Annotated in this window: 1 protein-coding gene, 1 pseudogene and 1 CRISPR repeat array; of the genes and pseudogenes, one reads left to right on the top strand and one right to left on the bottom strand. The window is 73.1% G+C overall.

The annotated features are described in order from the left end of the window. Positions 1 to 232: pseudogene (locus tag PV721_RS41590) on the top strand (primosome assembly protein PriA); the annotation flags it as partial. 469 nt (positions 233 to 701) lie between these two features. After that, a CRISPR array of direct repeats spans positions 702 to 3,720; the repeat unit is 29 nt; unit sequence GTCGACCCCGCGCCCGCGGGGATGGTCCG. A 29-nt stretch (positions 3,721 to 3,749) separates the two neighbouring features. On the opposite strand, the gene PV721_RS41585 reads toward PV721_RS41590, so the two are convergent. Continuing rightward, positions 3,750 to 4,397: IS481 family transposase (locus tag PV721_RS41585; protein ID WP_319733837.1), on the bottom strand; the 648-nt coding region annotated here is incomplete at its 5' end.

The raw sequence follows: 4,397 nt of genomic DNA, 5'->3' as shown, positions 1-4,397 counted from the left end.
CTTCCTGGCGGGCGCCGGGCTGCCCCCGGACGCGGAGATCCTGGGCCCGGTCCCGATACCCGGGCGGCGCGGGGAGCGGTCCCCGGGGGACCGGGCGCTGATCCGCGTCCCGCCGGGCAGCGGCGCGGCCCTCGCAGCCGCCCTCAAAACGGCGCAGGCGGCCCGGACGGCGCGGGGGGTGTCGGCGGCCGACGCGGTGCGGGTCCGCATCGACCCTCCCGACATCGGCTGAGACGCCGGTGGTCTGTCAGGGGCGCGGAACATGACGGTGCCGAACGTGCCCCGCCCGGGCTCGGTCAGGGCGAGGCTCCGCCGGCGCACTGTGCGACGACAGCATGCTGGCCGAAGCGGTGGCCACCGCGCTCGGCACCACCCGCTCCAAGGCCCAGATCTTGCTCCTGACTGCGCAGGACAGGTAAAGGCACGCACGACAGCGTCCCGTCCTGTTGGTTTCGGTCTCGCCGCAGCGGGCTCTCGGTCCCCACAGCGGCGATACCGTGGTGACACCACGCCAGATGACAGTCCAGGAGCACCGGATGAGCAAGCAGCCGGCCACCCTGTCCTTGCCCGCGGGGCTGTCCGCGGTGCAGGGCGCGACCGTTGGCAGCCAGCCGATTTCGACGGCTGAACCCTGCGTCTGTGCCCCAAAGCAACTAAATGAAAACAGCCACCTGAGCCGATAAAGCCCCAGATCAGAAAGTGTCGACCCCGCGCCCGCGGGGATGGTCCGGTCATCAACGCCGTGGCCGGCGGCAAGGTGGTGTCGACCCCGCGCCCGCGGGGATGGTCCGCTCTCGGGCTGGGCGATTTTCGGCTTCATTCCGTCGACCCCGCGCCCGCGGGGATGGTCCGCTGTGCGCGTGGTGCGGCTCCCCGATCCGGCAGTCGACCCCGCGCCCGCGGGGATGGTCCGTCCTTCCGGAGATCCTTCGCGTCGTCGAGGATGTCGACCCCGCGCCCGCGGGGATGGTCCGCGGGGGTACGCCAACGACTGGGCGCTCTGGGCGTCGACCCCGCGCCCGCGGGGATGGTCCGTTGAGGGCACGGGCCTTCTCCTCGTCGGTCATGTCGACCCCGCGCCCGCGGGGATGGTCCGCCGAGAAGGCCGCCCACGTGAAGAAGATGGCCGTCGACCCCGCGCCCGCGGGGATGGTCCTCTCGGCTGCCGGGATGCATATGCGCCCTGGAAGTCGACCCCGCGCCCGCGGGGATGGTCCGACGGCATCAAGACCCAGGATCTCGACTTCAACGTCGACCCCGCGCCCGCGGGGATGGTCCGCCGGACCCCGCGCCGGCACCGGCCCCGGCGTCGTCGACCCCGCGCCCGCGGGGATGGTCCGCCGGACCCCGCGCCGGCACCGGCCCCGGCGTCGTCGACCCCGCGCCCGCGGGGATGGCCCGCCGGACCCCGCGCCGGCACCGGCCCCGGCGTCGTCGACCCCGCGCCCGCGGGGATGGTCCGGGCGGGGAAAGTCTCCGCGCGCTGAAGGATGAGTCGACCCCGCGCCCGCGGGGATGGTCCGCCAGCACCGAACCAGACCGACCCGGTCCAGGTGTCGACCCCGCGCCCGCGGGGATGGGCCGGAGACCAGCCACCCGGAGAGGGACGCCCGCTAGTCGACCCCGCGCCCGCGGGGATGGTCCTGGGCCCCCACCTTCTTTGGGCTCGGCCTGGCCGTCGACCCCGCGCCCGCGGGGATGGTCCGGAGCAGGCCGGCGCAAAGCCCACCCGGTCCTGGTCGACCCCGCGCCCGCGGGGATGGTCCGGGCTTCGCCTCTACGGCGACGACGGCGACGAGGTCGACCCCGCGCCCGCGGGGATGGTCCGTACCCGTTTCCACGGTCGTCGATGGTGGCGACGTCGACCCCGCGCCCGCGGGGATGGTCCGGAGCCGAGCTTGCGGAACAGGCGACTCGGCGAGTCGACCCCGCGCCCGCGGGGATGGTCCGTCGCAGGTCGACACCCCAACGTCAGTGACTTTGTCGACCCCGCGCCCGCGGGGATGGTCCGGACTCGAAGACGTCCGGGACGCGACCACGGTGGTCGACCCCGCGCCCGCGGGGATGGTCCGGCCTCGACCGGCAGGGGTTGCGGGGCTAACTAGTCGACCCCGCGCCCGCGGGGATGGTCCGCCCTGCCCGTAGGCGTCGGTTGCCATGGGACTGTCGACCCCGCGCCCGCGGGGATGGTCCCCCGTGAATGGGATACGAACAGGCTAGCGGCGGGTCGACCCCGCGCCCGCGGGGATGGTCCTCTGAATGCAGACGAGGCCGGTCCTGTTGGTCCGTCGACCCCGCGCCCGCGGGGATGGTCCGGAGTGGGAGGCCCAGAACAGGCCCATGCACCCGTCGACCCCGCGCCCGCGGGGATGGTCCGTAGAGGGTGAAGGAGACCTGATTCGGCAGACCGTCGACCCCGCGCCCGCGGGGATGGTCCGCGGGGGTTTCTCCCGGCGGGGACGATCGGCTGGTCGACCCCGCGCCCGCGGGGATGGTCCGTTGACTGCCGCGCTGCTGGCTTCAATGCAGCCGTCGACCCCGCGCCCGCGGGGATGGTCCGGCGGCGCCGCAGCAGGCTCGGTATCACCAGACGTCGACCCCGCGCCCGCGGGGATGGTCCGGCCGTAACCGATCTCGGGGCCCTGCTCCTGCTGTCGACCCCGCGCCCGCGGGGATGGTCCGGCGTTGAACCCGCCGAAGGGCCAGTGCAGGCAGTCGACCCCGCGCCCGCGGGGATGGTCCGTTCACCAACGCCATCAAGAGCCGCGTCATCTAGTCGACCCCGCGCCCGCGGGGATGGTCCGTGCCACAGAGGCCGGTAGCACTCCCAGGCCTTGTCGACCCCGCGCCCGCGGGGATGGTCCGGAGGGATGATGGCCGGCATGAGCGAGCAGCAGGTCGACCCCGCGCCCGCGGGGATGGTCCCCTGATCGCCCGCGATCGGGCGTCCGCGCAGATGTCGACCCCGCGCCCGCGGGGATGGTCCGCCGCCACACTGGCCACCCGCGACCCGAAGCGGGTCGACCCCGCGCCCGCGGGGATGGTCCTCACCAGCCCCGTCGCCGGCATGCACGCCTACCGTCGACCCCGCGCCCGCGGGGATGGTCCTGCACGTGAGCACGGCGGCCGTCACCGTGACTAGTCGACCCCGCGCCCGCGGGGATGGTCCGTCGACCAGAAGGTCCACCACTCGGTGTTCGACGTCGACCCCGCGCCCGCGGGGATGGTCCGTGCTTCGTCTTGCCGCCCGCTACACGGGACCTGTCGACCCCGCGCCCGCGGGGATGGTCCGCTCACCGGCGCCAACGACGCCACCCAGGCTCGGTCGACCCCGCGCCCGCGGGGATGGTCCGGTTGCCTTCGGCTCGTCGACGTACCGGCGGATGTCGACCCCGCGCCCGCGGGGATGGTCCGCAACTGCTTGAAGTAGCCGGAATGCGCCCCTACGTCGACCCCGCGCCCGCGGGGATGGTCCGCCCGGTTCGACCAACGGCAAGCGGGTCAAGGTGTCGACCCCGCGCCCGCGGGGATGGTCCGTCATAGAGGGCGCCGGTCCGGACGTCGGTGAAGTCGACCCCGCGCCCGCGGGGATGGTCCGTGAGCGCGGAGACGCGACCACGACCGGGTTTTGTCGACCCCGCGCCCGCGGGGATGGTCCGCTGGGGAGCTCGTCCTTCGACGGGGACACCCAGTCGACCCCGCGCCCGCGGGGATGGTCCGCGGTCGTCCGATCGTTGAACGTGAACGGACTAGGTGTATTGACCCGCAGGGTTGTTCACACGGCTGATCGGTGGCTTGCCGTCCAGTGCGGTGTGGCAGCGGTGGTGGTTGTAGGTGTGGAGGAAGTCTGCCAGGGCCGCTGTCCGCTCGTCGTTGGAGGTGTAGGGCCGCAGGTAGGCCCATTCTTCGAGCAGGGTGCGGTTGAAGCGTTCGACCTTGCCGTTGGTCTGCGGCCGGTAGGGCCGGGTTCGCTTGTGGGCGATGCCGGCCGCGGTCAGGGCTTGGGTGAACATCTTGGACTTGTAGCAGGAGCCGTTGTCGGTCAGAACGCGTTCGACGGTGATGCCGTGGGCGGCGAAGAAGGCGTTGGCCCGTTGCCAGAACCCTGTCGCGGTGTCCTGGCGCTCGTTGGTCAGGACTTCGCTGTAGGCGAGGCGGGAGTGGTCGTCGACGGCGGAGTGGATGTAGGAGTAGCCGATCACTGGCGTGCTGCTTCTGCGCTGGTTGGTGGTGGCCTGTCGGTTCCGGTCGCCTGCGGTTCGGCCCACCACGCGCCATCCGCCGCCGTCGGGGATATTGCCGAGTTTCTTGATGTCGACGTGGACGAGTTCGCCCGGTCGATCGCGTTCGTAGCGGCGGATCGGCTCGCCGGTGGGCCGGTCGAGCCAGGCCAGGCG

Source organism: Streptomyces sp. MB09-01, assembly GCF_033794505.1.
GTDB lineage: Bacteria > Actinomycetota > Actinomycetes > Streptomycetales > Streptomycetaceae > Streptomyces.
The sequence above is the reverse complement of the archived record's forward strand: the minus strand, read 5'-3'. Positions and strand labels throughout refer to the sequence as shown.